Genomic DNA, 26,102 nt, shown 5'->3' on the forward strand with positions numbered 1-26,102 from the left:
GCCCGACCGGACGATCCGGTCGGGCCAACCGTGTGACGGCATACGGTGCTCTATCGCTCCTTATAGCAACGAACCGACACAAATCCTGGAGAGGATCAATGTTGCGCGCACAAGTCGAAGGTGCCCGGCCGACGCCGGCGCCCGGGAATCGGTAGGTGCCGGGCATGCGGCACATTCGAACCCTGATCGTCGCGATCGTCGTCGCTCCGCTGGCCTGGGTACTGCTGGCGCTCGGCCAAGCTCGGTCTCTCAGCGCGTTTCCCGGCACGGGTCACGGCACGCCGCACGCCGGCGACTTCGTGAAACCGGTGCTCCTGCTGGCCGCCGCCGGGCTCCTGCTGGGCATCCTCGCCACCCTGCGCGTCTCCCCGCTGGGAGCGATGGCGATCGGCATCGTGTACACGCTGAGCTACACAATGTTGCTGGCCGCCCCGTCGCAGGTGGTAAACCTGTCCACCCATGATCTGTGGGTGATCGGCCACCAGGTCGACCTGGCCGCCCCGATACGTACCGGCACCACCATGGTGGTAGGCGTCCTGCTACTGGTGGCGACGGCCAGCGCGCAGCGCTGGCGCCGCTGGCCGAGCCCGGTCGGCCCGATGGACGAGGAACGTCCTCTGGGCACCGACGGCCTGGGCCTCACCCCGAGGTTCGGCGACACCGAACTCGAACCGCTACCGGTCCGCTACCCGACAACCCCGGCCCCCTACACCACCCTGGAGCCCAACGCCCTCGATACCTGGACCGACGCATCGGACGAGTCACCGCTGCCCGCACGCACCTCAGCGACCAGAGCCGCACACCGGTGGTAACCCCTGCTCGCACAACGGTCGTGGCTGAGGCGGCGTTAGACTGCCGGCCGTGGCCGCGGCCGATGATCTCCACCGAGTGGCGTACCGGGTACGAACCGAGCCGTCGCTGTACTGCGCGCTGGGCAGCCTGGAGCCTCATCCCGCAGCCGCTACGCTGATCTTGCCCGACGGCTCCCCGGCCCCGGCCGAGCTGCGGATCTGGGCTGCCTGCGACAACAGATATCCAACAGACCTGTCCGTCCGTCGCGGGGAGCAGCCGGTCGCGGACGCCGACGGTGTGGTGCTGGTCGAGCCGATGGCCGACGTTCTACGTCGGGTCTGTGTCGACGACGTACTGGAGGAGCTCGGCGAGGACACCGATGACGAGCTGCCGGAGTATCTCGACGAGTTGCACGCCGGTTTCGTCGCTGAGCTGCCGGGCCACGGCGTGGTGCTGGGGCCCGCCGAGCATCCCGCCCGTCTGCTGTGGCTGCCCCGCGGCGGTGCCGCCACCGTTATCTGGTACGAGGACGAGCAGTTCGCCCGGCGCGAGACGTTCGCGGCCTGGGTGGTTCGACTGATCGAAGACTAAGAGGCCACGCAAATAGGTCGGTGAGGACCGGGCGGGCAGAAGACGGGCACAGGCATCAGTGATCATGAAGGTTCCTACACCGAGTGATCATTGGAACGCCTGTGCCCGCTGTCCCATCATGGCTGAGCGACCCCTTGTGGGACCAGTTCGCCGCGCTGCTGCCCCCACGACCCGCCACCGATCCGAGCCACCCCCTCGGTTGCCACCGCCGGCGCATCGCTGACCGGATCGTGTTCGACAAGCTCCTGCAAGTGCTCCGGTTCGGCTGCTCCTACGAGGGCATCGCCGACACCACCTGCTCAGCCACCACGATCCGCAACCGCCGCGACGAATGGATCAGCCTCGGCCTGTTCACCCAGCTCAAAACCATCGTCCTGGACGCCTACGACCGCATCGTCGGACTCCTGCTCGACGACCTGGCCGTCGATGGCTGCATCACCAAAGCGCCCGGCGGCGGCGAGGTCGCCGGCCGATCCCCGGTCGACCGCGGCAAACAAGGCATCAAACGCTCGACGATGGTCGAGGCCCGCGGCATCCCCCTCGGCCGGGTCCTGGCCGGCGCCAACCGTCACGACAGCCCACTGCTGGAACCCACCCTGGACCAGCTCGACGACCTCGGCCCGCTGCCCGACGACATCACCGTGCACCTGGACGCCGGCTACGACTCAGCCGCCAGCCGCACCGTCCTCACCAAACGCGGATTCACCGGCGAGATCGCCCGCAAAGGTGTCAAAGCCCCCATCCAGGCCAGCCGGCGCTGGCACGTCGAACGCACCAACGCCTGGCACAACGCCTTCAACCGGCTCCAACGCTGCTACGAACGCAAGGAAAATGTCATCAACGCCTACTTCGACCTCGCCGACGCGATCATCACCGTACGCAGCCTTATCCGCCAGGCATGGACCCTCTACCGCTGGGACACCCGTCCCACCCGCCGACCATGAACGCCCACCTATTTGTGCGACCTCTAATTCAAGAGTCTTCGGTTCAAGAGGCGTCCGACCTGCGGCAACGCGGGTCGGGCGCCTTTCTCTGATGATCTGCGCCGGCACCCGGGGTCACACCGTGCCGCATTCCCGCGCGAGCACATCTGCGCCCGATACCTTGTCGTCAAAGGTATCGGGTTGTACTTTGATACGGTGCCGAACGAGGATTCAGACGGAGCTAGAGGGGAGGCCGGCCTCACCCGGTTACGGCGCGAGCTGGCCCGGGGTACCGCGGAGCTGGCGGTCCTGTCCGTGCTCTCGCCCGGCCGGCGGTATGGGTACGAGATGCTGAAGCTGCTGCAGAGCGCCGGCAACGGCGTGCTCGAACTCAAGGAGGGCACGCTCTACCCGCTGCTGCACCGCTTGGAGGACTCCGGATACATCGCGGCGGAGTGGGAAGCCGAGGGTCGGCAACGGCCGCGGAAGTACTACGCCATCGCGGCGGCCGGCCGGGACCGGCTGTCGCTGCTGCGCACCGAATGGAGCGGACTCGTCGGTGCGCTGGGAGGCCTTCTCGACTCGCTCGACGCGATGAATCACGACGGCGCTTCCGGCGCGGAAACGGATGCGACATGAACGAGGATCGACGGACGATCGAGGCGTACGCGGACCAGGTCGAGCGTCATCTGGTCGGTTCTGTGTCCCGGAAGGGTGCGATCCGCGCGGAACTGCTCGACCACCTGGACGGCGCGGCCGATGCCGGGGAACTGGCCGACGCCCTGCGACGCCTGGGTAGTCCCGCAGCGGCCGCCGCGTCGTTCGCGCGAGCCCGGCCGACGCCGCCCGCCCCGTTGACGCGACGCCTGGCGGCCGCGCTCGTCGACAATCTCCCCTTGATCGGTGTGACCGTCGCGCTGTTCGTCCTGGATCTGGCCGACGGTGGCGGGGCCTTCGGGGCCTTCCCGCCGTACGCGTACGCGCGGATCGGGGAAGCGGTCTGCGTCGGCGGACCGATGGGCCTGGGATGCGGGGCGTACGACGGGACCGGTCTGCTCTACACCGTCGGTGTCCCGCTCGCGCTGGTCTGGTCGATCCTCGGGTTGGGCCTGATCGAGAGCGGGACCGGATCCTCCCCCGGCAAGCGGCTGCTCGGCCTGTGCGTGGTGACCGAGGCCGGCCTGCGCGTCCGTGCGCCGGCCGGGATCCTCCGGCGGACCAGCTTCCTGCTCGGCCCGCTGGCCTGGCTGGACTGGGCCCCGGTTCTGGCCGGCCGCCACCGGCGGATACTCGACTACGTGGCCGGTACGCGGGTCGTCGCACGGGCCGAGTCGTGACCGTCGCGACCGTGGCCCGCAGGCTGGTACTGGTGGCCGCCGTCCCGGTGGGCGCGGGCGCGGGGATCGTGACGCTGTTGGCGACCGTCGCGGTGACCGGGCAGCGGGCGCTCGCCACAGTCGCGGGGACGCTTGCCCTCGGGCTGGCGACAGGCGTGCCGGCGTGGTGGGCCGCCCGCGGTGCCCGCCGCCGGACGGCCCTCGCCATCGCCGTCACCGGCCTGACATTCGCGCTGGTCGCGGTCGTGGTGGGGACACTGGTGCACGCGCCCGCGCCGCCGTACACCACGTATCCCGTCCCGCCGGGCGTCCAGTATTGGGACCTGGCAACGGGTTCGCGGATCGCGTACACGAAAACCGCGGCACCGGCGACGGCGCGGGCCACGCCCGTCATCCTGGTCCACGGTGGACCCGGCGCGCCCGATGCCCCCGCTCCGGAGCCAGCGGCCTCACTCGCGACGGCCGGTTTCGACGTGTACGCCTACCACCAACTCGGTGCCGGCCTCTCCGGGCGGCTGGCCGACGCCTCCGGCTACACGGTCGCCCGGCACGTGGAAGATCTGGAGGCCATCCGCCGCACGCTCGGCGTCGAACGGGTAGTACTGATCGGCGCCTCCTGGGGTGGCCAGCTCATCGCGAACTACCTGGCCACCCACCCCACCCGGGTCGAGAAGGCCGTCGTGTCCTCGCCCGGGGTCATCTGGGCACCCGCATTCACCGACACCGAACGGCTCACCGAAGCCGGACTCCGCGACCAGCAGCAGGTCACCAGGGGCCAGCCGCGATTCATGCTCGCGCACGCGCTGATGCACACGATCGGCCCGCAGGCGGCACGGGCGCTGCTCCCGGACGCCACGATGGACGGTGTGTACCAGAGTGTCGTCGCCGGCCTCGACATGGCACCCGGATGCACGACCCCGAACTCGTCCACGTCAGACCCGGCCGGTCACAGCCCGGTCGGTCTCGGGTTCTGGGCCAACGCCGCCACCGTCCATGACAGCCGGCGCGTCCCCGACCCCCGGCCACGACTGCGCAACCTGACCGCGCCCGTTCTCGTGCTCCGAGGCCAATGCGACTACATCGCGTGGCCCGTCACGCGAGAGTATCGAGACCTGCTGCCCGGCGCCGTACTCCTGCCGATCGACGGAGCCGGACACCGCATCTCGACGGATCAGCCGGAGCGCTATCGGCAGGCGATCCTCGCGTTCCTAGTGGACGAACCGCTGCCCATCCAACCGCATACGGCCGCCGAACCACCCTGGTGATCGGCGAGGCCTGACCGCAGGGCGCCGTCCCCAACACGCTCTCCTCGCGGAGCCTGGCTCGCCGGTCCGTCCTCGCCGCCACCACCCTCCTGTCCGGCTCATCCCTGCTGCTACTCGCCGCCTGCGGCGACAACGTGGCGAGCGCCGGCGCCGCGCCGACCACGGCCGCATCGAGCACCACCGCAACTTCGCCGCCGCGTGCAAGCCCGAGAGCCTGCTGGCCTACGTCCAACCGCCCAGCCGGCAAGATCTACCCAATGCGTCTCCGGCTACGCACGCCTCTACGCCCCGCACCGAAGCAGGGCATGCCAAGCGACGCCGGTCAGCAATACTTCCTGCAGTACACCGGCGGCACCTGGACCGTACTGAAAACCGGCCTCAGCATCGACTGCGGCGACGGCACACCAGAGATCAAAACGCATGCGCCGCCTTCGACGCAGCCGCCATCGCCTCAGCGAGCCCGCGCTAGACCGAACCAGCCCCAACGCCGTGCAGCGACGACCGACCGTCTGGTCCACCATGCCGAAGTCCGCGAACTCCCACCAAGGAAAACCGCGCCGGCCGCGGCTAACCAGCCCCGAGAAGGTCGAGGTTCAGGGAACTGTCGGCGACAGAACTCGTAGCAACCAATCGGCGCTCGGGCCGCAAAAGCACCGGTCGGTGCGGGCATCTCGGCCCCCGAGGTGGCAAGTCAGGCAAGTTGAACAGGCTGCCTTGCCAGCCAGCCCGCAGCGCAACCACGGGTCACCCTGTGCGGCTCGGCCATCTCGCTCGGCGGACGTGCAACGATCAGCCTGTGATCCTTCCCGGCTACCTCGACGGCTGGCAACCATCGTTTGATCGTTCACCCCTGATCGACGGTGCGCCCCTGATACACCAGCCACTGTTCTGGCCGGCGTTCTTGTACACGGTCGGCGGCGCAGCCAGCGCACCCGATGCCTTCGACGCCGACCCAGCGGACCTCGACGTACTGATCGACGAGCTTTGCAACCCGGCCCGATGGCCTGTCTTCACACTTCCGCTGGGAAACCACACCTTGCTACGGATCGTGATGCGTAACCATCCAGACGACGCAGGCGTCGACTATCTCCTCGATCGCGGCGACGACACTCCGGTTCTCCATCTCGCCGCGCTGGAAGGGCACTTCAAAGGCCCAGCTCTGTCATGGCCCGAACTGGCCTCAACGATAGAGGACACCGGCGACGGCCACGCTGCGGTCGACCGGTTCTTGCTCCTCCTGCCGGCATTCGGCGACACCGACACACCCGCCGCCGCACACCGCCTCGTCACCCACGTGGTGACCACCGTCGGCGCCATACGCGACCAGCCCACCCTAGCCGCGCAACTGCTCGAGAACCGCCGATACTGGGCCCCGAGTACCTGGACAACCGTCAACGACGTACTCGTTTGCCTCGGACCATACAGCCCCCGCCGCCCTGACGGCCCCCTGTCCACCACCGACCTGAAGCTCGTCGCGACCGCCTTCACCAGCACCGCCACACGCCGACGAAGCCGCCGCTCAGCACACCCCGGCCAAACGGAACGCTGACGAGCGAGGTCGACCATCAAGCTGACGGGCCGCGATGGCGCCGGCCTTGGCTTCGACGGCGGCAATCGGAAGGTAGCGGGCCGCATCACCGGCGCGCCATGCTCGTCCACCTTCGTCCGCCGGGCAGCAAGGAGTCGCGGCGGCGCGGTTTGGTAGAGCTGGATTCTTTGCTACACAAAGGTTTCAGCTTCGGCATGGTCCGGCTCGGTGCGGTCGGTTGCTGTACTTTGCTGCTGTCTTCTCCCCGAGCGTGAGCTGACCCGCTTAGGGTCAGCAGCCCGGCTTTTCCGGCGGGCCGCACGGTTCGAGCAACTCGTCGACCTGCCCGATGTCGCCGTGGTACCGGCACGCTTGGTCGGGGATCTCGGGCGAGGGCACACCCCCAAAAGACGGGTGTAATGATCCGCCGGCTGGCGACACAAGTAACGATGTACCCGCTGTCGATAGTCAGGAGAGCCCATGCCCGTGCTGCGAGAGCGCGGCGAAGGCTGGTTCACTGCCTTGTACTCCGCCCACTACCCGCAGGTTGTTCGTTACGCGCTGCGCCGGATCGGTGATCCGGACGCGGCGGCCGAGGTGGCGCAGGAGGTCTTCGTCGTCGCGTGGCGCCGCCGTGTCGAGGTGCCCGATCGTCAGCTGCCTTGGTTGTACGGGGTGGCGCGTCGCCTGCTCGCGAACCATTGGCGCGCTCGCCAAGCCACACCCGTGCAGGTCGGCGACGAGCGCCTGCTTGTCACGGCTGACGAGCACAGCGCGACCGATCGCCTGGCCGACGTTCGTCGGGCGCTGGTCACCCTTTCGGACGCGGATCAGGAGTTGCTGCGCCTGGTCGGCTGGGAGGAGCTTTCCCTCGCCGAGGCGGCTGCCGTTGTCGGCTGTAGCCGTGCCGCGGCGGCCGTCCGGCTGCACCGAGCGCGGGGACGGCTGAGCCGGGCACTCAGTGCGCCAACCGCGGCGACCCCTCGTGTGCCAGCACCGAAGCATCTGAAAACGACAGCAGACAGGAACCGCCATGTTTGACACCAGCAGCACCAAGGCACTCCTCGGCCCGGCGGACCCGGCCCGCGGCCTGCCGATCCCTCCACCGCACGCGAGGGCCGTCGACCTCATCGCCGTCGCCGAGGCGACCGTCAACATCGACGCACCGTCCGGCGTCCGGCGCCGCCGCATCCTGGTCCCGGTCGCGGCCGGGGTCGCCGCCGCGGGGCTCATCGCGACCGGCGTGGTAGCCAGCGGCCTGACCGATGGAAATCCGTCCGGCGGCACGGCCGGCCAGGCCACTGGACCGACGCCCACCCGGACCGCCGCAGCGACGCCGACGCTCGGGCCCGTCATCCGGCCGGTGGCCTTCGAGATCGACAAGCAGCCGCCCGCCACGGGCGACCAGCTGCGTGCCCTCGCCGCGCAACTGGCGCCCAGCCGCTGCGATACCACCACAGGCAAGTACACGTTCATCCACACCATCGGGTGGAACGCCGTCTTCGACGACACGCCCGATGGCAAGTCGCAGCGGATCATTCCCAGCGAGAGGTGGGAGTGGCGCGCCGCCGACGGCTCCGAGCGGATCCGTACCACCTTCCTGCCGGCGGTCTACCCGAACGAGGAGTCCTACCAGTACTTCCAGAAGCACCCGGTCCAGCCGACCGGCACGCCGGCCGCCGACGTCAACGATCTGCCGCCCAACCCGAACCGAACGATCGCGCCCCTGCCGACCGACCCGGCCGAGATCGCCAAGCGCCTCGCCGGCGGGGATCCGTTCCTCAAGGTACGCGACTGGTTCACCACCCGCGCGGTGCCGCTCGCCACGCGAGCCGAACTGCTGCGCATCCTCGCGAACACGGCGGGCGTCGTCTGGCGAGGCGAGACCACCGACCGCGCCGGTCGCAAGGGCCTGGCGGTCAGCCTCGACGACGAACGCGCCCGGCACGTGCTCATCTTCGACCCGCGCACCGGTGAAATGCTCGCCTGGGACGACGTTGAGCGGCCCGTCGACACGGTCGCGGGCTCGAAGATGCTCCTCGCCTGCGAACACACCGACAAACTCGGCTGAACCCGGCACCGCTGGCGGACCGTTGTCTACTGTGGAGCAAGACTGCGGTGTTCGGCTGTTGGTGCCGCTGACGGTGGTCGCGGCCCTGATCGTTTGTCTGGCGGGTGTTTCGCCACTGACGCGCGCGACGGATACAGTTTCGACCGCACGAGCGTCGGCGGTGACGTTGGTGACCGGGGATCGGGTGGTGCTCGGCAAGCAGGGTCAGGTCAGCGTTCGCCCGGACCTGGGCGGTCCGGGATGTCGTTCGCGACCAGCGCAGAGCAGGGACATCTGACGGTCGTACCCGCAGACGCGCTGAGACTGGTCGGCAGCGGGCGGGTCGACCGGCGGCTGTGACGCCACCGCGCTGCGCGAGGCCGGCCCCCGAACTTCAACGCAGCACAGTACAAGGATCGCAACCGGGTCGAACGGGCATTCAACCGGCTCAAACAGTTCCGAGCTGTCGCGACTCGGTACGACAAATTGAAATCCCGTTACGAGCCAACGCTCACCGTCGCCTCGATCGTGATCTGGCTCCGCGCCAGACCCGACCGCGCTACTTCAAGATCCATCAGATAGGCCCAACCCCCTCCGTAATACCCGTCGTCCACCCTTCCGGGAACGGGCTGGCGGCGGGGGCTGCTCTCGTGAGTACGGACCGTGACGTCCGCGACCACGCTTGGCGGCCCCCGTCGCCGGCCTGTTGGGCTTGCCTGGACGGCGGGGGTGCGGAGGGGCGCCCACCGGAACCCTGAGGCCCCCGGCTGGAGGCCCCGCCGGAGGCAAAGAGCGTGACTATAGGATCAGCTGGCAGGGAGCGAAGCGACCGGTGTCTGACGGGAGCGACGGTCTTGCGCCCGACGGGCCGGAGCCAAAGGCTGCTGCACCGTCCTCGGCCATGAGCAGACCGGGCTCTTCTCAACAGCCCTGTGCGCGGCTCGTGGGCGGGTTCCCGGCCGGGTGGGGTTCCGGCGTCGGCGCGGAGCGCGGGCGCCGCTTGCCCGCCGAGCCGGTGACCGCCTGCGGGCTGCGCCGAAGGCGCCTTGATCTAGTACAGCCAGATTCGGCAGTAGACAATGACCATGACCTGTCCGGACATCGGCTGATGGCTTGCTCACTGCTCTTGTAGTGGCCATGGGCAGCAGTGACGCGGGTCCACAGCGAGCCCGGTTGCCGTCTGACGGTGACGACCTTCGCAGGGCACAGTGGTCCACCCCTGGTCCGGCTACGTGCGCACGGGCGGCTGGCGTCCCCGGCGATGGCGACGTGTTGGTGACGGCATCGGTGGGCCCATCCGGCGCTGTGGGCGGATCCACCGGCCGGAAGGCGCTGCTGACTCCGGGAGGCTCGGCCCAATCCTGCGTTCGCAGCCCGTCTCCGTCCGGGTGGTCGTCCACAATGCGAACACGACCAGGGTCACCATCATCGCGGCACTGGACCTACCCGTTCTGCACACTCCAGCCACTACCCGGCGGACGCGAGTCGGCTCGGCCCCGTCATCGTGGCAGGGTGTCCAACGTCGAGGCTGTACTCGGCCGTTCGTAGCCTCAACATCAGTCGCGTCAGCTCGTCAGCTCAGTGGCGTTCGGTAGAGAACCTCGACGGACACGATGTCGTCGTGCAGCACGTCGAGAATGAGATAACCCGGCGGCGCAGTGTCACCTCGCCGACAATGTCCGTCTGCTCACCGGTGCAGGACGATTTTCCCCTGGGCGTGGCCTGTTTCGCTGCGTTCCATGGCTTTGGCGGCGTCGGCGAGGGGTAGGGCGGCCGCGATGGTGATCCGTAGCTTGCCGTCCACGACTTGGTCCGCTTGTTCGGTGAGGATTTGAGCGGCGTCGGGCAGGACGTGCATCGGCAGTGCAATGCCCAGGCTCGGGCCCGCGAAGTCCGCGATGGTAAGGATGCGGTCGGTGGTGCCGCCACGCAGTGTGATGGAGTCGGGCAGCGCGCCTTGCCCGGCGATGTCGTAGACCGCGTCGATGCCCTGTGGCGCGATTTCGCGGACGCGATCGACGAGCCCGTCGCCATAGGCCACGGGGATTGCGCCGAGCGAGCGCAGGTACTCATGGTTGGCCGGGGATGCCGTGCCGATGACCGTCGCGCCGCGAGCAGCGGCCAACTGGACCGCGACGGTGCCGATCCCACCCGCTGCACCGTGGATGAGCACGGTGTCCCCGGCGGTGACGTCGAGGAGGTCGAGGTCGCGGCGGGCGGTGGCGCCGGCGACGGGCAGTGCGGCGGCCTCGGCCCAGTCCAAGTCTGCGGGTTTGGCGGCGAAGACGCTGCTCAGCGCGAACTGGGCGAAGGAACCACCGCTGGTCAGGCCGAAGACGGCGTCACCGACGGTTACCCCGGTGACACCTTCACCGACCTCGTCGACGATCCCGGAGGCCTCGTTGCCGGGGACAGCGGGGAACGTTGTGGGGACGGAGTCGGCCAGCCATCCGTTGCGGATCCTGTAGTCCAGTGGGTTGAGGCCGGTGGCGCGTACGTGGATGCGGATTTCTCCCGGTCCGGCGTGCGGCTCCTCGATCTGGCCGAGTTGCAGCACTTCGGGGCCGCCAAACCTATCGAAAAATATCGCTTCCATTGCTTGTCCCGTCGTAAGAGAAGTGGGTACGGCTGGCGTGACCTGTTGTTGATGTGACGTTCATTGGCTCAGGCCTTCGGTCAAGCTCATGGTGGGGCGCCCGATGAGGCGGGTGAGGTCGTCCCCGGCGTGTGCCATGATTCCGGCGCCCAGGTTGCCGTCGAGAGCGGCGAGAAATACGGCGGTTCTTTCGTCGTGTCCCGCGTCGGTCAGGATGGTTTGGTACTGCTCGGCGTTGACCGGCTGGTACTGCACAGGCTCACCGAGAACTTCCGCCATGGCGTCGGCGAGGTCGGCGTACGTGTAGTTGGTGTCACCGGTGAGGCTGTAGGTCTTGTCGTCGTGTTCGTCGGTGGTTACCACGACGGCGAGCGCCTCGGCGAGGTCACGCCGGCCGGCCGGTGCCACGTGGCCGTCCCCGACTGCGGCGGTCAGGACGCCGGTCTGCGCGGCGCCCTGCATGGCGCCGATGTAGTTCTCGATGTAATAGCCGTTGCGCAGGATGGTGTAACGCAAGCCGGACTGCTTGATGGCTTCCTCGGTGGCGATGTGGTCGCCGCCGAGGACGAAGCTCGGGTCGTCGACCCTGACGCCGCTGGTGTAGAAGAAGTACCGGACTCCGGCGGTTTTGGCGGCGTCGATGACGGCGCGGTGTTGCTGCAGCCGCTGCGGTTCGTTGCCCGAGACGAGCACCACTTGGTCGTGTCCAGCGATAGCCGCGCGGGTCTGGTCGGCGTCGTCAAGGTCCACGCGGATGGTGCGGTATCCGTCGATGGCTAGGGCCTCGAGAACCTGTTGGTTGCGGCCGGCGGCGGTGATGTCGGCCGCGGCTACACCGCGCTTGCGTAGCTCGGGTAGCACCAGACGGCCGAGGGCGCCGGTGGCGCCAAAGACGAGAAGGGACATGCAGAGTCTCCGTTCAGGCAATGCGGAGTCCGGCAGTTAGTCGAGGGCGATGTAGTGCAGTTCGGGTTCGGTGCGAGTCTGGTGGAGTTCGACGTACTTCTGTGCGATGACGTCGGGGGCCGCGGCGGGGTTGCCGGCTCCGATCCGGGCGCTGATGGCGATGTGGGCGGCGTAGACACCGTGGGGTTTGAGTTCGTTGTGCAGGTTGAGGGTCCAGTTGCGCAGGCCGGCCGCGGCGATGCTGATATTGGCGAGGAAGGGGACCGGATTGATGGAGCCCCCGCCGGTGGTGACGAGGATCGTGCCGCTCTGAGCGGTGATCATGGCCCCGACAACCTGCTGCACGGTTTGGATGGCGCCGGTGAGGTAGAAGTCGAGTTGCGGCTGAAGCGTTGCCGGGGTGACGTCGAGGACTCCGACGGCGCCCAGCGCCGACATGTCGACGGGCGAGAACTCGAGGACGTCGACCGCGCCGAATCGCTGTCTGATGCCGGTGAAGGCGTCGGCAAGAGTGTCGGGCTTGGTGATGTCGGCGGTGAATCCCGCCGCCTCGATTCCTTCGGCGTGAAGTTCGGCGGCGAGGGCGTCCAGTTTCGCGGCGTTGCGAGCAACCAGGGCCGCGGAGAAGCCTTCCCGGCCGAAGGCTCGTGCGATGGCGATTCCCAGGCCGGGGCCGGCTCCGATGATGGCGATGGTAGGCACGGTCGATCTCCCTGTTCGTTTGTGACGGACGGTGCGCTGGTTGCGCATGCGCTGCGCGCGCTGGCGAACGCGGCCGGTTCTCAATCCGCCCAGCAGGCGCCCCGCCTGGCCAAGCTGGTTGTCGGTTTCACCGGAAGCAGCACTCTCCGTTAAAATTTGAGGATGGCCTCAGAACGAACTGTAGCAACTGATTTGAGGCCATCCTCAATATGTGACGGGGGTTACATGACGCAACCTATCGCTCCGCGACGTGACGCCCGTGGCAACGCCGCCAAGCTCCGTGCCGCCGCCCGCGACATCTTCCTGAGCAGGGGACTCGACGTCCCGTTGGAGGAGATCGCACGGTCGGCGAGGGTCAGCATCGGCACCCTCTACAACCACTTCGGCTCCCGCGAAGGTCTCATCGACGCGGTCATCCCGGAGGTCGCCGGAGAGATGCTGAAGACTCTCGGCCTGCACGTGCTGCAGCAACCCACCACCCGGCAACGCCTGGAAGCATTCATCCACGGCATGATCGATCTCCAGCATTCCAACCCGGCGCTGAACGACGCGGTCCTGCAGCGCTACCCCGACGCCACCGCACTGCTCAACATCTGCGAGGCATTCACCGCACTGGGAAAGAGCCTCATTCACGAGGCCCACCGTGAGGGCTTGCTGGCACCCGACTTCAGCGAGGACGACCTGAACGACCTCCTCTGGCTGGCCGCCACTGCGAACAGAGCATCCAACGCACCGGCCGGATGGCGGCGCGTCATCAACCGCGCCGTCGACTCGGCCTGGATCGACCCTCCACCGGAACAGGCAGCGACGCGGCGGCCATGACGGTTCCTCGCCCAGCGCCTCAGGTGATCTGCTTGTTCCCCCTGGTGCGCCGCTCGCGTTGCTGCCACGTGGCTCGCACCATGGCCCGATACATCTGCCGGGGTGCGGGCGGGTCCGCGAGTGGCTGCGCGGCGGGCGCGGCGCAGGCCTGGATGAGGTACCCGACCAGCCGGCGCCAGGTTTCGGGAGCCTCGTCGCCAGTGGCGGCGAGCACGCCGGCGTTGGCCATGAGGAACATGGGCATGTCCTGGGTGACGAAGTCGCGGCGGAGTTTGCCGGCGGCTTTGGCGCGGTCGACGAGGGTGCTGAAGTCGGCGAAGGCCTCGTCGCGGGCGGCCTCGAAACGCTTCGCGGTGGGAAAGCTCATGGTCAGCACGGTGGTGAAGCCGCGGTCGCCGGCCTGCATCGCGCAAATCTTCTCGACGTAGACGCCAAACGCGTGCCAGGGGTCCGGGTCGGCGAGTGCCTCCCGGGCGGCTGCGGCGTATGCGGCCATTTTCTCCTCGAACGCGGCAGTGATCAGCTCGCTGCGGGTCGAGTAGCGGCGGTAGAGCGTGCCGACGCCGACACCGGCCCGCTTGGCCACGTCCTCGATCGGCACCTCGAGTCCGCACTCGGCGAAGACCTCGCGGGCCGCCCTGACGATGCGCTGCCGGTTGCGCTCGGCATCAACGCGCAGGCCGGCACCGGTGGTGGCACGGCGTGCTGACGGCGAGGTCATGTACATCACCTTACGAGGAATTGGAGGATGTCGTCCACTTCGCTGCTACACTCGGCCACGTCAAGTGGAGGACAAGTTCCAATTTCTGGGAGATCCTTGTGAAGGCTGTGGTCATCACCGAACACGGTGCAAAACCGGAGGTCGCCGAGGTAGCCACACCCCAGCCGGGCGCCGGTGAGGTTCTCGTCAAGGTGCAGGCGTCGTCGATCAACGGATTCGACACCGCCGTCGCGGCCGGATACACGGCCGGTTTGATGGAGCACCGCTACCCGCTCGTGCTCGGTAAGGACTTCGCCGGAACCGTCGAGGCGGTCGGCGCCGGCGTCACCCGCTTCGCCGCCGGCGACAAGGTCTTCGGCGTGGTCACCAAGGCGTTCCTGGGCGACGGCGGTTTCGGCGAGTTCGTGACGGTGCCGGAGGACATCGGCATCGCCAAGCTCCCCGAGGGCGTCGACATCGCCGTCGCGGGCGCGGTCGGGCTGGCCGGCACCGCCGCCGTCGACGCACTCGACGCCGTCAAGCCGCAGGCCGGCGAGACGGTGCTGATCAGCGGCGCAACCGGCGGGGTCGGCGCGATCGCCGTCCAGTACGCCGTCGCGGCCGGCGCCAGGGTGATCGCCACCGCAAAGCCCGGCGAGGAGTCCGAGTTCGTGCGCGGCCTGGGCGCCCACGAGGTGGTCGACCACACCGGCGACCTGTCGGCTCAGGTCCGCGCGACCTACCCGGCCGGCGTCGACGTCGTGCTGCACCTGGCCGGGGACAGCGCCGCTCTGGTCCTGCTGCTGACCGAGCAGGGCCGCGTCGCCAGCACCCGCGGCCCTGTCGACCACCCCGCGTCGACCGCGGTGATGGCCACTCCGACCGCGGACACCCTAGGCAAGCTGGCCGACGACCTCGCCGCCGGCCGTCTGAGCGTGCCGGTGGAGCGCACCTACCGCCTCGACGAGGTGTCCGCCGCGTTCGACGACTTCGCCGCCGGCACGCTGGGCAAGATCTCGATCACCGTCGCCTGACCGCCAGGCCCGCCTCCCCCGTTTCTATGGATCATTCAGGCGGTCCCGGCGGCCGCGTTCCTTCTCGCCGGCCCCATGAAGCCGACCCGAGACCTTGTCGTGGGTTCGGATCGAGTTACCACACACGACCGAACCCCCGACAAGGTCACAGCCGGTATGCGTCCGCATCACGCCTTCCACCACTCTGCTTGCAGTTCAGATCGACAAGTGTGCGTACCCGACCGCCTTCACCGACGACGGCGTCGAGCGCATCACGAGCGACCCCCAGCGGCGCGTCCCAGACCGAGCTTGAGACGAGCGGGATGCGGGTCTGCTGACTCGTTTGTCAGCTCCCGCCCAGCATCGCCGTCAGGATGCGCTGAAAGCAGCCCGGTGGGTCGGCGCGGCCCTCGACCCCTCCGGAATTCGCCGCGGTTCCCGGAAAGATGCAAGGCGTAGGACGGCAGCGCTCGGTCCGGCAGACTGTGGCGGTGGCTGATCAGTTGCCGAGCGATTGCTCGCTGGCCTGGCCGCCGAGGTCGGTCAAGCTCGCGATGCATGCGGCCACGGTTTCGGGCTCGTTTGGGAGGTCAAGGTAGTAGGTGGTTCGCCGTGGCGCCGGCTCCGGGTAGTCGCCGCACTCTTCCGACATCGCCCAATGCATGCGTTGGCACAGATCGGCCAGCAAGGCATTCATCTCGCCGGCCGAGGCGCCGTCAGGCAACGGCCGTGGTCGGTGAGGCGGCTGAGCAGACGGCGCACCAGGTCCGGCGGGAGCTCGTCGGCCATGAGGTGACCGTGGACGGCGGGCTACAGGTTGTTGATTCGGGCCAGCAGCTCTGCCTCGGTCAGGTTTTCCAGGACCGCGTCCTGCTTGCGGCCCAGGACTACCAGCAGCTTTTCCTTCTCCAGTTTCTTGGCTGCCGCTGCCTTCGCCGCCTGGTCCTCCGCGAGGCGGATGGCGATGACGTGCTTGACGACCTCCAACTTGGTCTCCAAGGTCGCCTTGGCCGGATTGGTCTCGGTGGCGACGAACGACTCGGTGTCGATGGCCTTGAGTTCGGCGTTGACCGCCTTGGCCACGTCATCGAGGCTGAAGCCGGACTTGGCGGTCAGCGGAAGCTCCCACAGCTGTTCCGTGGTCAGCAGTCCCTTGGCCGACGGGTAGCGGAATTTCTCCCGCGTGGCCTTTTCAAAAATGGTCACGATGGCCTCTCTCCGATTTTCTGGGTAGGAAATCAGAACTGGATACTGATGAGGTGGCGCCGGCCGCCGGTCATGGTCACCTTGGCGACCACAGAGCTGCGGACCGTGGAGCTGAAGCCGAGGCCGGACAGCTGTTCCGGGGACGGCTCGCACTTGGTGCGATCGCCGAGAACCTCGAACACCTTGCGGTGCGGTTGCAGGTCGCCGCGGAGGAACTCGTTGTAGATTCCCCGGGTCGGCTGGTCGTTCACGCACCCTTTCAGGATGAAGAAGTAGTGACGGTTGCCGACCTCGCCGTCGTCGAAGTAGTTCGGCGAGTACATGATGGTGGACACCGGCACGAACTGTTCGGTGGTGATTCCCCACAGGTCCTTGCCTGCGCTGCCCGGCTGCATGTCCTTACCCGGCCGGAAAGCGGTGATCACCTCGTCAGCGACCGTCATCCGGCCCACCTCGACGGTCTCCTTGTGGCCGACCGCCCGCTCGTGGCTGTAATGCTCGATTCTCCCGTTGCTCTCGGTCTCGATCACGAAGCCGACCTCGGTGCTTTCCCGCTTGTTGAACTGGTTCACCTCGATCCGGTACTCGCCGTCGGGGACGTTGTCGGCCCAGGTGACGTTCTCCACCGGCTCGCGCGAGAACGTCCCGCCCGCGTTCATGTCGACGTCCAGCTTGTTGCGTTTGTCCTTGTACCAGATGTGGTCGCCGTTGGGTTCGAACACGTGCAGGTCGAGGTCATCGTGGTTGAACCAGGACAGGCTCACCCGCAGCTTGCCGGTGACGTTGCCGCCGGCCCGCTTGACCTTCTCCTTGATCGAGTCGGTGACGTTGCCGTTGTAGGACCAGCCGAAATCGTTGTCCCAGGTGAACAGCCGCGGGGCGGCCGGGTGCCGGCCGGTGGTGAGACTGACGAAGTGCGGTTCGTGGCTGTTGGCGACCCACAGGTCGATGGTCGCGGCGCCGGGCAGGATGTCTTTCATGAAGGTGACCACGGGAATCTCCTCCGGCTTCGCGTCACGAAGGCGCGCACCTGCCGACCTCACGGTGGCAGCCTGCATGAGCAGCCCTTCGATGCCGTCCTTCATCCGCGACTGTGTGTCGTTGTCGACCCATAGCACGTTGGTGACCGACACGTCGGACAGCCGGGCGAACCGTCGCTGCAACGACTCCTCGATGCCCAACTCGTCGATGGTCTTCATGGCAGCCTTGACCATGGCCGGGGTGATCAACGCCGTGGGGCGCTGGTAATTCTGCGGTGCCACCTTCGTCTCGAACGACCGGACCGCCTGCTCCAGGTCGACGCCCGCGGAGAGATCCTGGACGAGGGTGCCGATCACCGTGTTACGGAACCGGGCCGCCGGGTTCATGGCGTTGGCGAAAATGAAGGCCTGTCCGTCGGTCGCCTTCGTCCACCGGTTCTGCAGTGACCGGAACTCGGTCACCGCCCGCCGATGCTCCGTGCCGCGGTAGAGGGCATTGTCGTCGATGAGGTCGACGACGGTGTCCAGAGCGTGCCGGGTCAGCTCGGCCAGGCCACGCTGGAACACCTGCACCGCGGCGTCGAAGGTGCCCCGTGCCGCGCCGACGTCTTTGATGCGATGCCGCTTCTCCACCCGGCCGTGCAGGTGGTGCCACACCTCGACCTGGCCGTCGCGCAGCGTCCGAGTCGTCCTCGTCCCGTACTGCGCCTCGGTGGACCGGAAAATAGTGGACAACGGCAGTGTGCCGACGAATTCGTCCATTGCGGCGGCGACGACGGAGAAGACCGGGTCGGATGCAGACACCCCGGACCAGACGGAGCGGACCTGTCCGTTGTGGATCTCGACGATGTTACCGAAGTTCTTGATGAACCCGCGGCAGGTCGAGCAGTCGTACTCGGACCGCTCACGGAACCGGAGATTGGTGCCGGCAGGGAAGGAATCGAGAAAGGTGAGCCAGAGTGAGTCCCGGTCGAGACCGTCGCCGACGACGTACAACTCGCCCTTGGACATCGCGGACAGACGTATAGTCACATCCGTCACGAACTGCTGGAAATCGCCCACTGCGTCATCCTCCTTGATCACCGGAGATCCTATGAAGTGCCGGCAATCGGAGAAACGCATTTCCGGCTGTCCGCACGGTCACGGACGGGCGCCGGTGGCCGGCGGTCAGTCGACCGGATTCGCGTACGGCGGTAGGGCGCCGAGCCGGCGGTCAGCAGTTCCGCCGGCCGGCCGGTGGCGCCGTTGAGCAGATCCCGGCTCACGCCGTGGTTGCCTTCCCGGGCACCGGCAGGCCTGGGTGGTCGAGGCATGCTCCGCATGATGATTTCCTCGTCACCAACAACTCCGCCGACTACTGCGAGGAGACCGGTGTCCTCGCGCTCGAACTACGTGCCGAGATCGAGAGGGTCGCCTGAGACCTGACCCGAGTAGCGGATCTCGAACAACTTCTCAAGCACGCCAGGCTCGCACCGAGGGACCGTGTGAACGCGCGCTTGATCAGGTGCTCGCTCATGCCGCTCCCAGCGTGCTGCGCTCATATGCGGCGCAGTGCACCGGTGCCGCTACTCGGACTGCGTAGTCAGTTGCGACCCGACCGCGTACGGCTCCTGCAGCTGCCCTACGCCGTCGCCGCGTCGGTGGAGATCGCGGGTGAGCGTCGATACAAATCGAGCGGTTGTGGCGGTGTCAGGCTTGGGGTTGGTGCCACTGGCAGCGCCCCCGGCATCAGGCCCGAAACAGCGTCTGAGGTGGCGTCGATTTTGCGCGCCGGTCGGCGTTGTCCGGGTCGAGGGCGGCGACAGGGTGGGAGAACACAGCCGGCGCTGGCCGCGGCGTCGACACGGCCGGTGAGGGCGCGGACGGCCGCGCCGTCGGCTCGGGCGATCCTGCTGCCTGGAGATGGTTGACGGCTTCGGCTGCCGACAGCGCGCCGGAGGTGACGGCTTGCCACAGGCTGGTGCTGCCCGCCGGTGTGACGACGGTGTGCTGCTGCAACGCGGCCGGGCTGATGCCGTGGGCATGCAGCCGGGCAGCGGCCGCCGGATCCAGATCCTTCCAGGCGCGCACCGTCTCGGCGGTGAACCCATGCGCGGCCCATTGCCCGGCCAGCGCGGTGACCCGGTCGCGGACATGCTCCGGAATCACATCCCGATCACCGATCCGGTCGCCCAGCAGCGCGCGGGCAAGCTCGGTGAGCCCGGCAATCGGCACCCAACTGACCGGCGAGTCAACCCCTCGCCCACGAGCGTTCATCGTCGTTGCCCGGCACGCGAACGGACAATCAGACCGAATTCCATGCAACTATGATCCGCCATCGCGCCACCCGACAGGCACGCGCCCCACCAGCACGCCGATCACGCACACAACCAGACCGCGACCATCGGCGGTCCGCACACGCTTTCGGGTCCGAGCGGGAACTCATCCACCCACGCGGCATAGACCGGCCGGCTTGATCAAGTGCGCGGACATGCCGCAATCAGCGCGGCGGCCGAGTCGGTCGGCCTGCGGCGAGTCGGACTATCCGCGCAGGTGAAAGACCACTGCCGCTGCAGGAACCTCATCACGCACAAGAAGGGCGACAAGCTCGTCCAGGAGCCCTGCGACATTGTCGCGGCCAGTCAGGTCGTAGTACTTGTTGACGATCCGATCGTCGGTCAGCCGAATCGTAGCCAGTTCCGTCTCCCCGCTGCTCCAGACCATAATCTCAACCGTCCAGACCACAGACTCGAACTGAACGCTCACGACGGCCTTGCCGTAGTCCGGATGTGTCGGCAGCACCCGCCAGCACATGTCCAGCCCGGTCCAGGTCTCGGCCCGGTCCTCGACGGCCGGCGACAACACCTCGAGCGGAAAGGTCATGGCGGCGACTATCGCATGGCATCCTCGGATATCTGAACCCTGATCAGCACAGCATGGTTGGCGTACACCTCGACCACACCGGTCAACACCCGAAGCCCTTCCTTATGCCTCGCAACGGCCGCGAGCCGGTACCGAGACGGTCACGAGTCAGGCGAACCGAGCCGCGCAAGCGGCTGCCAGCCGCAGCCTGAAGGCGTTCAGCTCGCCCAGCCCAGTGTGGAGGCATCCCGTGGCCAGCCAGGGTGTGATCTTCAAGTCCTGCTTCTGCAGCACCAACAACCGGCCCGGCCGCCGGCACCGCAACCGCACCTGCCCACGCCTGACCGAACGCGGTCACGGCAGCTGGCAGTTCGACTGCCGAGTCCGCGACCTCCCGTGGCCGCTCCACCCAGGTCCGCCGCGGCGGCTTCCCCTCACAGGCCGCCGCCACCCGCGCCAGGGACGCGATCTTCGACCAGTCGCTGGAACGGTTCACCGGACAACGGTGGACCGTGGAACGGTGGCTGCACTACTGGCTGACCACCCGAACGTCCATCCGGCCAACCACCGTGCGGGTGTACTCCCAGCACATCGAGCAGTACCTCATCCCCCACCGTCCGGCACCTCACCGCCATGTTCGCCGACCTCGCAAAACAGACGACTCGTACCGGCGAACCTCTCGTCCCAGCAACACTGCACCGCATCTGCGCCACGCTCCGCGGAGCGCTGAACGCCGCCATCCGCAACGACCTGATCACCGACAACCCCGCCCGCCGCATAGAGCTGCCGAGCCGGCCCCGCCCGCACGCCGTCATCTGGACCGACGAACGGGTCGCACAGTGGCAACAGCACGGCATTCGCGACAAGGTTACGGTCTGGACCGCCGAACACCTCGCGACTTTCCTGGACCGGGTCACCGCCGACCGACTCCCGGCCCTGTGGTGGCTGATCGCGCTACGCGGCCTGCGGCGTGGCGAGGTGGTCGGGCTGCGCTGGTGCGACGTCGACCTGCAGCACAGCACCGCCACCATCACGCAGCAGATCACCTGCGCGGAACGGCGGATCTTCATCGGACCGCCAAAGAGCGCCGCCAGCCGCCGCGTCATTGCTCTGGACCGGCACACCGTCCAAGCCCTGCGCGAGCACGCCAACCGGCAGCGCCTCGAACGCATCGCCGCCGGCCATAGATGGCACGACACCGGCTGCGTCTTCACCCGCACCGACGGCCAGCCGCTGCACCCGAACTACCTCACCCACCGCTTCCGCCGACTGTGTGGCCTTGCCGAACTCCCACCGGTCCGGCTCCACGATCTACGCCACGGCGCCGCGTCCCTCGCCCACCAGGCCGGCGCCGACCTCAAGACCGTCCAGGACCAGCTCGGCCACGCCAGCATCATCCTGACCGCCGACACCTACACCAGCGTGCTGCCCGAACGCCAGCGGCGAGCTCCCGCAGCGACCGCCGAGCTCGTCCTCACCGCCGCCCGCGCGGTCCGGAAACAGATGAAGAAACGGCGCAACGAGTACGGCGACCACGGCGCCCGATCCGCGACGCTCGGCGCTCCCAACCGACCTGGAAACCGCGAAACCGCAGGTCAGGCCACCGCACCGACCCCGAGCAGTCCGAGGAAGGACAAGAGCGGAAAGAAGCGCGCAGCGAGCAACCACTGTCCACAGCGGACGGATCAGGCGCGTAAAAGTGCAGGTCAAGTGGTGGGCCGCCAGGGACTCGAACCCTGAACCTACGGATTAAAAGTCCGCAGCTCTGCCATTGAGCTAGCAGCCCCAAGTTTACAGGGTACCGGGTCAGCCGCAGATGTCCGCAACAGCTTTCCGCCCATCTGCGTTTGCGCAGCTCAGATGCCATATCTAGCCTGCCGCGCGTCGCGGGCAGGATCGACGGGCCGACCCGCTTGGCGGTCTACCGGCTCAGCCGGCCGACTCTCGAGCAACCGACGAGCAACCAACATGGCCAACGGACACCCAGCAGCTGATCTTGGCGCGCCTCGGGTTGCCTAGGAGTGTCCACTGTGGTCGATCAGGGGTGGAGGACAATCTATCGCGCAGGCCGCGCTGTGACAGTCGGTTCGAACCTCGGTCATGTGCTTGTTTGTCCAGGTCAACCGGTTTCTCCGGAACTTCCGTCCGCTATGCCCGAAATGGTGTAGTAACACAACCGGCATTGAGTGATCAAGCCTCTGACCTGCCAAGCGCATGATCAATGCGTCCGTGCGTCGACTAACTGCGGAACCCGGGCGAGGCCACCGTGGCGGTGGTCAGAAAGCGGCGTTCCGGCTGATGGGCTGGTTTGGTTCATCGGCCTAGCCTGACTGGCATGGGCGGACACCAGCTCGGCGTCGACTTCGGCACCTCAAACACCGTCGCGGTGCTGCGGCGAGCCGACGGCCGGGTGGACCCGCTGCTGTTCGACTCGTCACCGCTGCTCTCCTCCGGGGTGGCCGCGGCCGTGGACGGCGGGTTGCTCACCGGGGCCGACGCCGAGCGGGCCACTCTTGCGGATCCGGCCGGGTTCGAGCCCACCCCCAAACGCTGCATCGACGACGGGCGGCTTTGGCTCGGCAGCCGAGAAGTGCCGGTCGTCGATGCAGTCGCCGCCGTGCTCGGCCGAGTGGCGGCCGAGGCCCATCGGGTCGCTGGCGAGGCGGCCGGTGCGGTCGTTCTCACCCACCCCGCGTCATGGAGTGGCCGGCGGCTGGAACTGCTGGCCGCGGCAGCGCGGACGGCCAGGCTGGGCGAGCCACGGTTCGTGCCGGAGCCTGTCGCCGCCGCAGCCTACTTCACCACCATCCTCGGCCGCGAGATACCGGCTGACGACCACCTTGTGGTCTACGACCTCGGCGCCGGCACGTTCGACGTCAGCCTGGTCCGCCGCACCGCGCAGGGCGCCGCCGCGAGCACCAGCTTCGATGTGGTCGCAGCCGACGGCCTGCCGGACGTCGGCGGCCTGGATCTCGACGCTGCGGTCGTCGCCCACGCCCGACGCTTGACCGAGACGGCCGCCGATGCCTGGGGTCGCCTGGACTGGCCGCGTACCAAGGACGACGAACTCAACCGCCGCGCCCTGTGGACGGCCGCCCGCGGGGCAAAGGAGCAGCTGTCCCGGCACAGCGCCGCGGATCTGTACGTCCCCCTTGCCGACGTCACCCTGCACATCACCCGAGACGAATTCGACCGCGCCGCCGAACCGTTACTGGCCCGTACCGTTGCCTGCACCACCAACGTCCTACGCGAGGCGAAGGTACCCCGCGAACGCATCGCTGGCGTCCTGCTCGTCGGCGGCTCGAGCCGCATCCCGCTTGCGGCCAACTTGCTGCACCGGGCGCTGAAGATCGCTCCGACCGCAATCGAACAGCCAGAACTCGTCGTCGCGCTCGGTAGTCTGGCCGCCGTCGCCGCGCCCGGTACGAGCACCCAACTCGCGCCGCCCCCGCTAGAACCGGCCGGGTTGAACGAACCAGTCAAGCACAGCGAACCGATCGGCGTGCTCGAGGTCAACAAAGGCCACGACGGCGACGAAGCGGATGAGTCAGCCGACAACGAGGAGGAGGCAAATGCGCCCCACATGCGCCTCGCCACCGCGCGCGGGGACGGCGGCCGGCTCCACCTGTTCCACATCACCGCCGACGGCAGCTTGCTTCAGCGCACCCTCCAGGAGTCCAGGGGCTGGGGCACCTGGTCCGACCTGAGCCTGCCCGCCGAAGCTCACGACGTGGCCGCGACCTGCAACGGCGACGACGGCCTCGATCTTTTCGTCGCCGACCGTCACGGCATCCTTTGGTACCGCAGCAACGCCATGGGCCGCTGGCACCCATGGGAGAAGGTCGACATCGACACCGAGCTAGAACCGATCGGCCGGCTGGCGGCGGCGAGCGGCGGTCAGGGCTACCGCGATGTATACGCGGTCGGAGGTGACGGACGCTGCGGCCACCGCCACCGCTCCGACCACGAAGGCTGGCATCACTGGTGGGTCGACACCCGTGAGGGCCGCTGGGTCGACGTGGCCCTGACGTCCCGCTGGAGCTCACGCCTCGAGGTGGCCCTCCTGCGCGACGACGGCGGCGTCGAGTACCGCTCCTGGATCCTCGAGCGCCTCCGGTGGACCGATTGGCAGGACTTGGGCGCCCCCACCCGGCACCGCCCCGATGTGCGCCCTGACCGCCCTGAGTGCCGACCCGAACCACCACGAAGTCTTCGTGTTGGACGCCGACGGCCAAGTCAGCCACCGCTGGCAGTGGGAGAACGGCCCCTGGGAGCGGTGGCACACGATGCCCGTCCCGTCCGGTGCGCCCCTGGTCGACATCGCCGCCGGCACCCCGAGCCAGATGTGGCACGAACTCATCGCAATCGACGAACAAGGCGCCCTTTGGCAGCGCACCTACCGCTACGGCGCCGACGTAAAGGACTGGACCCCTTGGCGCCGCATCCGTTGATCGTCAGTCGGCCGTGGTCGCGCACAGGTCTTTAGTGGCCGACACCCGATACACCGCTACCACTGTTACAGGTGCCGTGCCTGCCCCTGGTTTCGACTTCCGCTCGCGGCGCCACCGTACGCAAGACGACCTCGGAGCAAACCGCGCACGAGCGGAAGGGACACCGATGACAGGGCCGACGACCTATGGCGACATCGAGCCTGTAACCCGCGAATTGATCAACATGACGGTCGCTCAGTCTGATCCGTTCGGTTCGGTCAAGCTACGGCACCTCGACGCCATGTTCCACGCCATCGCTGGCCGACCGATCGCAGCGACCCAAGAACTCGTCCGCGCCGACATCGAGCATGCGGTGTACCACTTCAACAACGGCGACTCCAGCTCCGACACATAGCCCGGCCACGTGCGAGGCGACCGCGTGTCTCCAGGCCTGACTCGCTGGTCAGGCAGCGGCGCGCAGCGCCCCTGTAACGCTCCAAGAGCGTTGGGGGCGGGGCAGGATGCGGAAGGCGTCGCATCGGTCATCAGCTGGGTTCCAGGCGACGCCGTCGCGGAAGGGGCGCACCAGGGTACGGGTGTCGAGCATTGCTGCAGCGGCATCACACAACTGAGCCCACACCTTGCTCGGATCACCCAATTCTGCCAAGCGCGGTACAAGTTCCTCCCGTGCGCTGCCGTCGTGACAATGCACGGCGCTGATCCAACCATCGAGCAGCGGCTTCGTCATGGCGGCCAGCCGATCTGCGGCAGCCGGTCCGGACACGGTCAGATCAACGGTGAAGCGAGTATCGGCCGGCAGGGGTGGACCCAGGCGCTGCAGGCCGGGCCTGAGCGCGGCCCAGAAGCCTCCCGCGGTCTGCGGTAGCCGGTCGCCCATCTCAACCGCTGCGCAGGCCACGGTGGCGGCGCCGCCTGATGCCGGCGCCTCGTCGACAACTTCGTAGCGCACGTGATGCCACCCGTCGCCGCTGCGCCCCCGCCGGCATGTCACCCCGCCGGCGACCAGTCGCCGGAACACTCCGGTCCCCACGTTGTAGAGCAGCACGTTCTCCACATCCACCGTCGAGGAGTCCGGCGCGTCGTAGGTGGCGAGCAACGCGCCGCTCGCCGTGCGTGGCAACGCCTCCAAGGCTGTCCGCAACGCCTCCCGGAACTCGACCTGCCAGCCGTGCGGCTCGAACGCCAACCGTCGCACGCTACGCGCCCACACCAACCGCTCCGCCGACTGCACCTCGAACTCCATCCGCGTAGCATCACCCAAGCATCGTGTCCTGCGACACCAGCAAGGCACGGAGCTTGACGTAGTCGGCCGACGTATCTCGAAGGTTCTCCATCCATCGCGGCCACGCCCGCCGACCTGGCTGCTCGAGAGCCGAGCTTCAGTAGCGCCAAGCCCGAG

The 26,102-nt window shown here is 67.9% G+C and carries 24 protein-coding genes, 1 tRNA gene and 1 pseudogene; 15 read left to right on the forward strand and 11 right to left on the reverse strand.

Annotated elements, in window-relative coordinates; all coding sequences use genetic code 11:
* Positions 1–164 precede the first annotated feature (164 nt).
* The 10 genes and pseudogenes from ACQPY0_RS57395 to ACQPY0_RS57440 all read left to right on the forward strand — a co-directional run.
* A complete protein-coding gene (locus tag ACQPY0_RS57395; protein WP_432981880.1) occupies positions 165–812 on the forward strand; it encodes a hypothetical protein in 648 nt (215 codons plus the stop codon).
* A gap of 49 nt (positions 813–861) precedes the next feature.
* Positions 862–1,383, forward strand: a complete 522-nt coding sequence (locus ACQPY0_RS57400) for a hypothetical protein (RefSeq protein WP_432981883.1) — start codon at positions 862–864, stop codon at positions 1,381–1,383.
* 101 nt (positions 1,384–1,484) lie between these two features.
* Positions 1,485–2,327, forward strand: coding sequence for an IS5 family transposase (locus ACQPY0_RS57405; RefSeq protein ID WP_432977730.1), 843 nt, complete (start codon positions 1,485–1,487; stop codon positions 2,325–2,327).
* A gap of 327 nt (positions 2,328–2,654) precedes the next feature.
* Positions 2,655–2,945 (forward strand): PadR family transcriptional regulator, encoded by a 291-nt coding sequence (locus ACQPY0_RS57410; RefSeq protein WP_432981886.1) that lies wholly within the window; start codon positions 2,655–2,657, stop codon positions 2,943–2,945.
* The gene (locus ACQPY0_RS57415; RefSeq protein ID WP_432981889.1) at positions 2,942–3,643 is read left to right on the forward strand and encodes an RDD family protein; all 702 of its coding nucleotides are present in this window, start codon (positions 2,942–2,944) and stop codon (positions 3,641–3,643) included. The genes ACQPY0_RS57410 and ACQPY0_RS57415 overlap by 4 nt, the downstream gene beginning before the upstream one ends.
* Entirely contained in the window at positions 3,640–4,908 is a 1,269-nt protein-coding gene (locus ACQPY0_RS57420) for an alpha/beta fold hydrolase (RefSeq protein WP_432981892.1), read from the forward strand. Before ACQPY0_RS57415 ends, ACQPY0_RS57420 begins: the two co-directional genes overlap by 4 nt.
* Positions 4,909–5,704: 796 nt before the next feature.
* On the forward strand, positions 5,705–6,457 hold the full coding sequence (locus ACQPY0_RS57425; protein WP_432981895.1) for a hypothetical protein: 753 nt from the start codon (positions 5,705–5,707) through the stop codon (positions 6,455–6,457).
* A gap of 459 nt (positions 6,458–6,916) precedes the next feature.
* A complete protein-coding gene (locus tag ACQPY0_RS57430) occupies positions 6,917–7,477 on the forward strand; it encodes an RNA polymerase sigma factor (protein ID WP_432981898.1) in 561 nt (186 codons plus the stop codon).
* Positions 7,470–8,507, forward strand: a complete 1,038-nt coding sequence (locus ACQPY0_RS57435) for a CU044_5270 family protein (RefSeq protein ID WP_432981901.1) — start codon at positions 7,470–7,472, stop codon at positions 8,505–8,507. The genes ACQPY0_RS57430 and ACQPY0_RS57435 overlap by 8 nt, the downstream gene beginning before the upstream one ends.
* Before the next feature lie 414 nt (positions 8,508–8,921).
* Positions 8,922–9,068 (forward strand): annotated as a pseudogene (locus ACQPY0_RS57440) (hypothetical protein); the annotation flags it as partial.
* Between the two features lie 1,105 nt (positions 9,069–10,173).
* Here ACQPY0_RS57440 and ACQPY0_RS57445 read toward each other — a convergent pair.
* The 3 genes from ACQPY0_RS57445 to ACQPY0_RS57455 are packed head-to-tail and all read right to left on the reverse strand — an operon-like array spanning position 10,174 to position 12,690.
* Positions 10,174–11,082 carry an NADP-dependent oxidoreductase gene (locus tag ACQPY0_RS57445; RefSeq protein WP_432981904.1) on the reverse strand — a complete coding sequence of 303 codons (909 nt, stop codon included), beginning with the start codon at positions 11,080–11,082 and terminating at the stop codon, positions 10,174–10,176.
* Positions 11,083–11,142: 60 nt separating this feature from the next.
* Positions 11,143–11,988: an NAD(P)H-binding protein gene (locus ACQPY0_RS57450; protein WP_432981907.1), complete on the reverse strand. Its 846-nt coding sequence runs from the start codon at positions 11,986–11,988 to the stop codon at positions 11,143–11,145.
* Positions 11,989–12,024: 36 nt separating this feature from the next.
* Positions 12,025–12,690 (reverse strand): SDR family NAD(P)-dependent oxidoreductase, encoded by a 666-nt coding sequence (locus ACQPY0_RS57455; protein WP_432981910.1) that lies wholly within the window; start codon positions 12,688–12,690, stop codon positions 12,025–12,027.
* A gap of 327 nt (positions 12,691–13,017) precedes the next feature.
* Here ACQPY0_RS57455 and ACQPY0_RS57460 point away from each other — a divergent pair, with 327 nt between their 5' ends.
* Positions 13,018–13,512: a TetR/AcrR family transcriptional regulator gene (locus ACQPY0_RS57460; RefSeq protein ID WP_432981913.1), complete on the forward strand. Its 495-nt coding sequence runs from the start codon at positions 13,018–13,020 to the stop codon at positions 13,510–13,512.
* A 19-nt stretch (positions 13,513–13,531) separates the two neighbouring features.
* On the opposite strand, the gene ACQPY0_RS57465 is transcribed toward ACQPY0_RS57460, so the two are convergent.
* Positions 13,532–14,233 carry a TetR/AcrR family transcriptional regulator gene (locus ACQPY0_RS57465; RefSeq protein ID WP_432981916.1) on the reverse strand — a complete coding sequence of 234 codons (702 nt, stop codon included), beginning with the start codon at positions 14,231–14,233 and terminating at the stop codon, positions 13,532–13,534.
* A gap of 98 nt (positions 14,234–14,331) precedes the next feature.
* On the opposite strand from ACQPY0_RS57465, the gene ACQPY0_RS57470 reads away from it, so the two are divergent.
* Complete coding sequence (locus tag ACQPY0_RS57470; RefSeq protein ID WP_432981919.1) at positions 14,332–15,246, forward strand: NADP-dependent oxidoreductase; 915 nt, start codon at positions 14,332–14,334, stop codon at positions 15,244–15,246.
* Positions 15,247–15,724: 478 nt separating this feature from the next.
* Here ACQPY0_RS57470 and ACQPY0_RS57475 read toward each other — a convergent pair whose 3' ends face one another.
* From ACQPY0_RS57475 to ACQPY0_RS57495, 5 genes are all read right to left on the reverse strand, one after another.
* A complete protein-coding gene (locus tag ACQPY0_RS57475; RefSeq protein WP_432981922.1) occupies positions 15,725–15,922 on the reverse strand; it encodes a hypothetical protein in 198 nt (65 codons plus the stop codon).
* Between the two features lie 113 nt (positions 15,923–16,035).
* On the reverse strand, positions 16,036–16,431 hold the full coding sequence (locus ACQPY0_RS57480; protein WP_432981925.1) for a hypothetical protein: 396 nt from the start codon (positions 16,429–16,431) through the stop codon (positions 16,036–16,038).
* 32 nt (positions 16,432–16,463) lie between these two features.
* Complete coding sequence (locus tag ACQPY0_RS57485; protein ID WP_432995858.1) at positions 16,464–18,473, reverse strand: hypothetical protein; 2,010 nt, start codon at positions 18,471–18,473, stop codon at positions 16,464–16,466.
* A 666-nt stretch (positions 18,474–19,139) separates the two neighbouring features.
* Positions 19,140–19,625, reverse strand: coding sequence for a hypothetical protein (locus tag ACQPY0_RS57490; RefSeq protein WP_432981928.1), 486 nt, complete (start codon positions 19,623–19,625; stop codon positions 19,140–19,142).
* A gap of 306 nt (positions 19,626–19,931) precedes the next feature.
* A complete protein-coding gene (locus ACQPY0_RS57495) occupies positions 19,932–20,273 on the reverse strand; it encodes a hypothetical protein (RefSeq protein WP_432981931.1) in 342 nt (113 codons plus the stop codon).
* Positions 20,274–20,885: 612 nt separating this feature from the next.
* Here ACQPY0_RS57495 and ACQPY0_RS57500 point away from each other — a divergent pair.
* Positions 20,886–21,992 carry a tyrosine-type recombinase/integrase gene (locus ACQPY0_RS57500; protein ID WP_432981934.1) on the forward strand — a complete coding sequence of 369 codons (1,107 nt, stop codon included), beginning with the start codon at positions 20,886–20,888 and terminating at the stop codon, positions 21,990–21,992.
* Here the strand turns inward: ACQPY0_RS57500 and ACQPY0_RS57505 are convergent.
* A tRNA-Lys gene (locus ACQPY0_RS57505) sits at positions 21,964–22,038 on the reverse strand. The genes ACQPY0_RS57500 and ACQPY0_RS57505 overlap by 29 nt on opposite strands.
* A 549-nt stretch (positions 22,039–22,587) precedes the next feature.
* On the opposite strand from ACQPY0_RS57505, the gene ACQPY0_RS57510 reads away from it, so the two are divergent.
* Together ACQPY0_RS57510 and ACQPY0_RS57515 are read left to right on the forward strand one after the other, a co-directional pair.
* Complete coding sequence (locus ACQPY0_RS57510; protein WP_432981937.1) at positions 22,588–24,738, forward strand: Hsp70 family protein; 2,151 nt, start codon at positions 22,588–22,590, stop codon at positions 24,736–24,738.
* A 131-nt stretch (positions 24,739–24,869) separates the two neighbouring features.
* Positions 24,870–25,097 (forward strand): hypothetical protein, encoded by a 228-nt coding sequence (locus ACQPY0_RS57515; RefSeq protein WP_432981940.1) that lies wholly within the window; start codon positions 24,870–24,872, stop codon positions 25,095–25,097.
* Positions 25,098–25,145: 48 nt separating this feature from the next.
* On the opposite strand, the gene ACQPY0_RS57520 is transcribed toward ACQPY0_RS57515, so the two are convergent.
* Positions 25,146–25,946 (reverse strand): hypothetical protein, encoded by an 801-nt coding sequence (locus tag ACQPY0_RS57520; RefSeq protein ID WP_432981943.1) that lies wholly within the window; start codon positions 25,944–25,946, stop codon positions 25,146–25,148.
* Positions 25,947–26,102: the final 156 nt, after the last annotated feature.

Origin of the sequence: Dactylosporangium sp. CA-233914, assembly GCF_050942935.1 — a bacterium.
Taxonomy (GTDB): Bacteria; Actinomycetota; Actinomycetes; order Mycobacteriales; family Micromonosporaceae; genus Dactylosporangium.

Excerpts from the sequence above, each read along its gene's own strand:
- ACQPY0_RS57395 (WP_432981880.1), top strand. The coding sequence starts at position 165 with ATGCGGCACATTCGAACCCTGATCGTCGCGATCGTCGTCGCTCCGCTG.
- ACQPY0_RS57410 (WP_432981886.1), top strand. The coding sequence starts at position 2,655 with ATGCTGAAGCTGCTGCAGAGCGCCGGCAACGGCGTGCTCGAACTCAAG.
- ACQPY0_RS57415 (WP_432981889.1), top strand. The coding sequence starts at position 2,942 with ATGAACGAGGATCGACGGACGATCGAGGCGTACGCGGACCAGGTCGAG.
- ACQPY0_RS57430 (WP_432981898.1), top strand. The coding sequence starts at position 6,917 with ATGCCCGTGCTGCGAGAGCGCGGCGAAGGCTGGTTCACTGCCTTGTAC.
- ACQPY0_RS57435 (WP_432981901.1), top strand. The coding sequence starts at position 7,470 with ATGTTTGACACCAGCAGCACCAAGGCACTCCTCGGCCCGGCGGACCCG.
- ACQPY0_RS57445 (WP_432981904.1), bottom strand. The coding sequence starts at position 11,082 with ATGGAAGCGATATTTTTCGATAGGTTTGGCGGCCCCGAAGTGCTGCAA.
- ACQPY0_RS57450 (WP_432981907.1), bottom strand. The coding sequence starts at position 11,988 with ATGTCCCTTCTCGTCTTTGGCGCCACCGGCGCCCTCGGCCGTCTGGTG.
- ACQPY0_RS57465 (WP_432981916.1), bottom strand. The coding sequence starts at position 14,233 with ATGACCTCGCCGTCAGCACGCCGTGCCACCACCGGTGCCGGCCTGCGC.
- ACQPY0_RS57475 (WP_432981922.1), bottom strand. The coding sequence starts at position 15,922 with ATGAATGCCTTGCTGGCCGATCTGTGCCAACGCATGCATTGGGCGATG.
- ACQPY0_RS57495 (WP_432981931.1), bottom strand. The coding sequence starts at position 20,273 with ATGACCTTTCCGCTCGAGGTGTTGTCGCCGGCCGTCGAGGACCGGGCC.
- ACQPY0_RS57500 (WP_432981934.1), top strand. The coding sequence starts at position 20,886 with ATGTTCGCCGACCTCGCAAAACAGACGACTCGTACCGGCGAACCTCTC.
- ACQPY0_RS57510 (WP_432981937.1), top strand. The coding sequence starts at position 22,588 with ATGGGCGGACACCAGCTCGGCGTCGACTTCGGCACCTCAAACACCGTC.
- ACQPY0_RS57515 (WP_432981940.1), top strand. The coding sequence starts at position 24,870 with ATGACAGGGCCGACGACCTATGGCGACATCGAGCCTGTAACCCGCGAA.
- ACQPY0_RS57520 (WP_432981943.1), bottom strand. The coding sequence starts at position 25,946 with ATGGAGTTCGAGGTGCAGTCGGCGGAGCGGTTGGTGTGGGCGCGTAGC.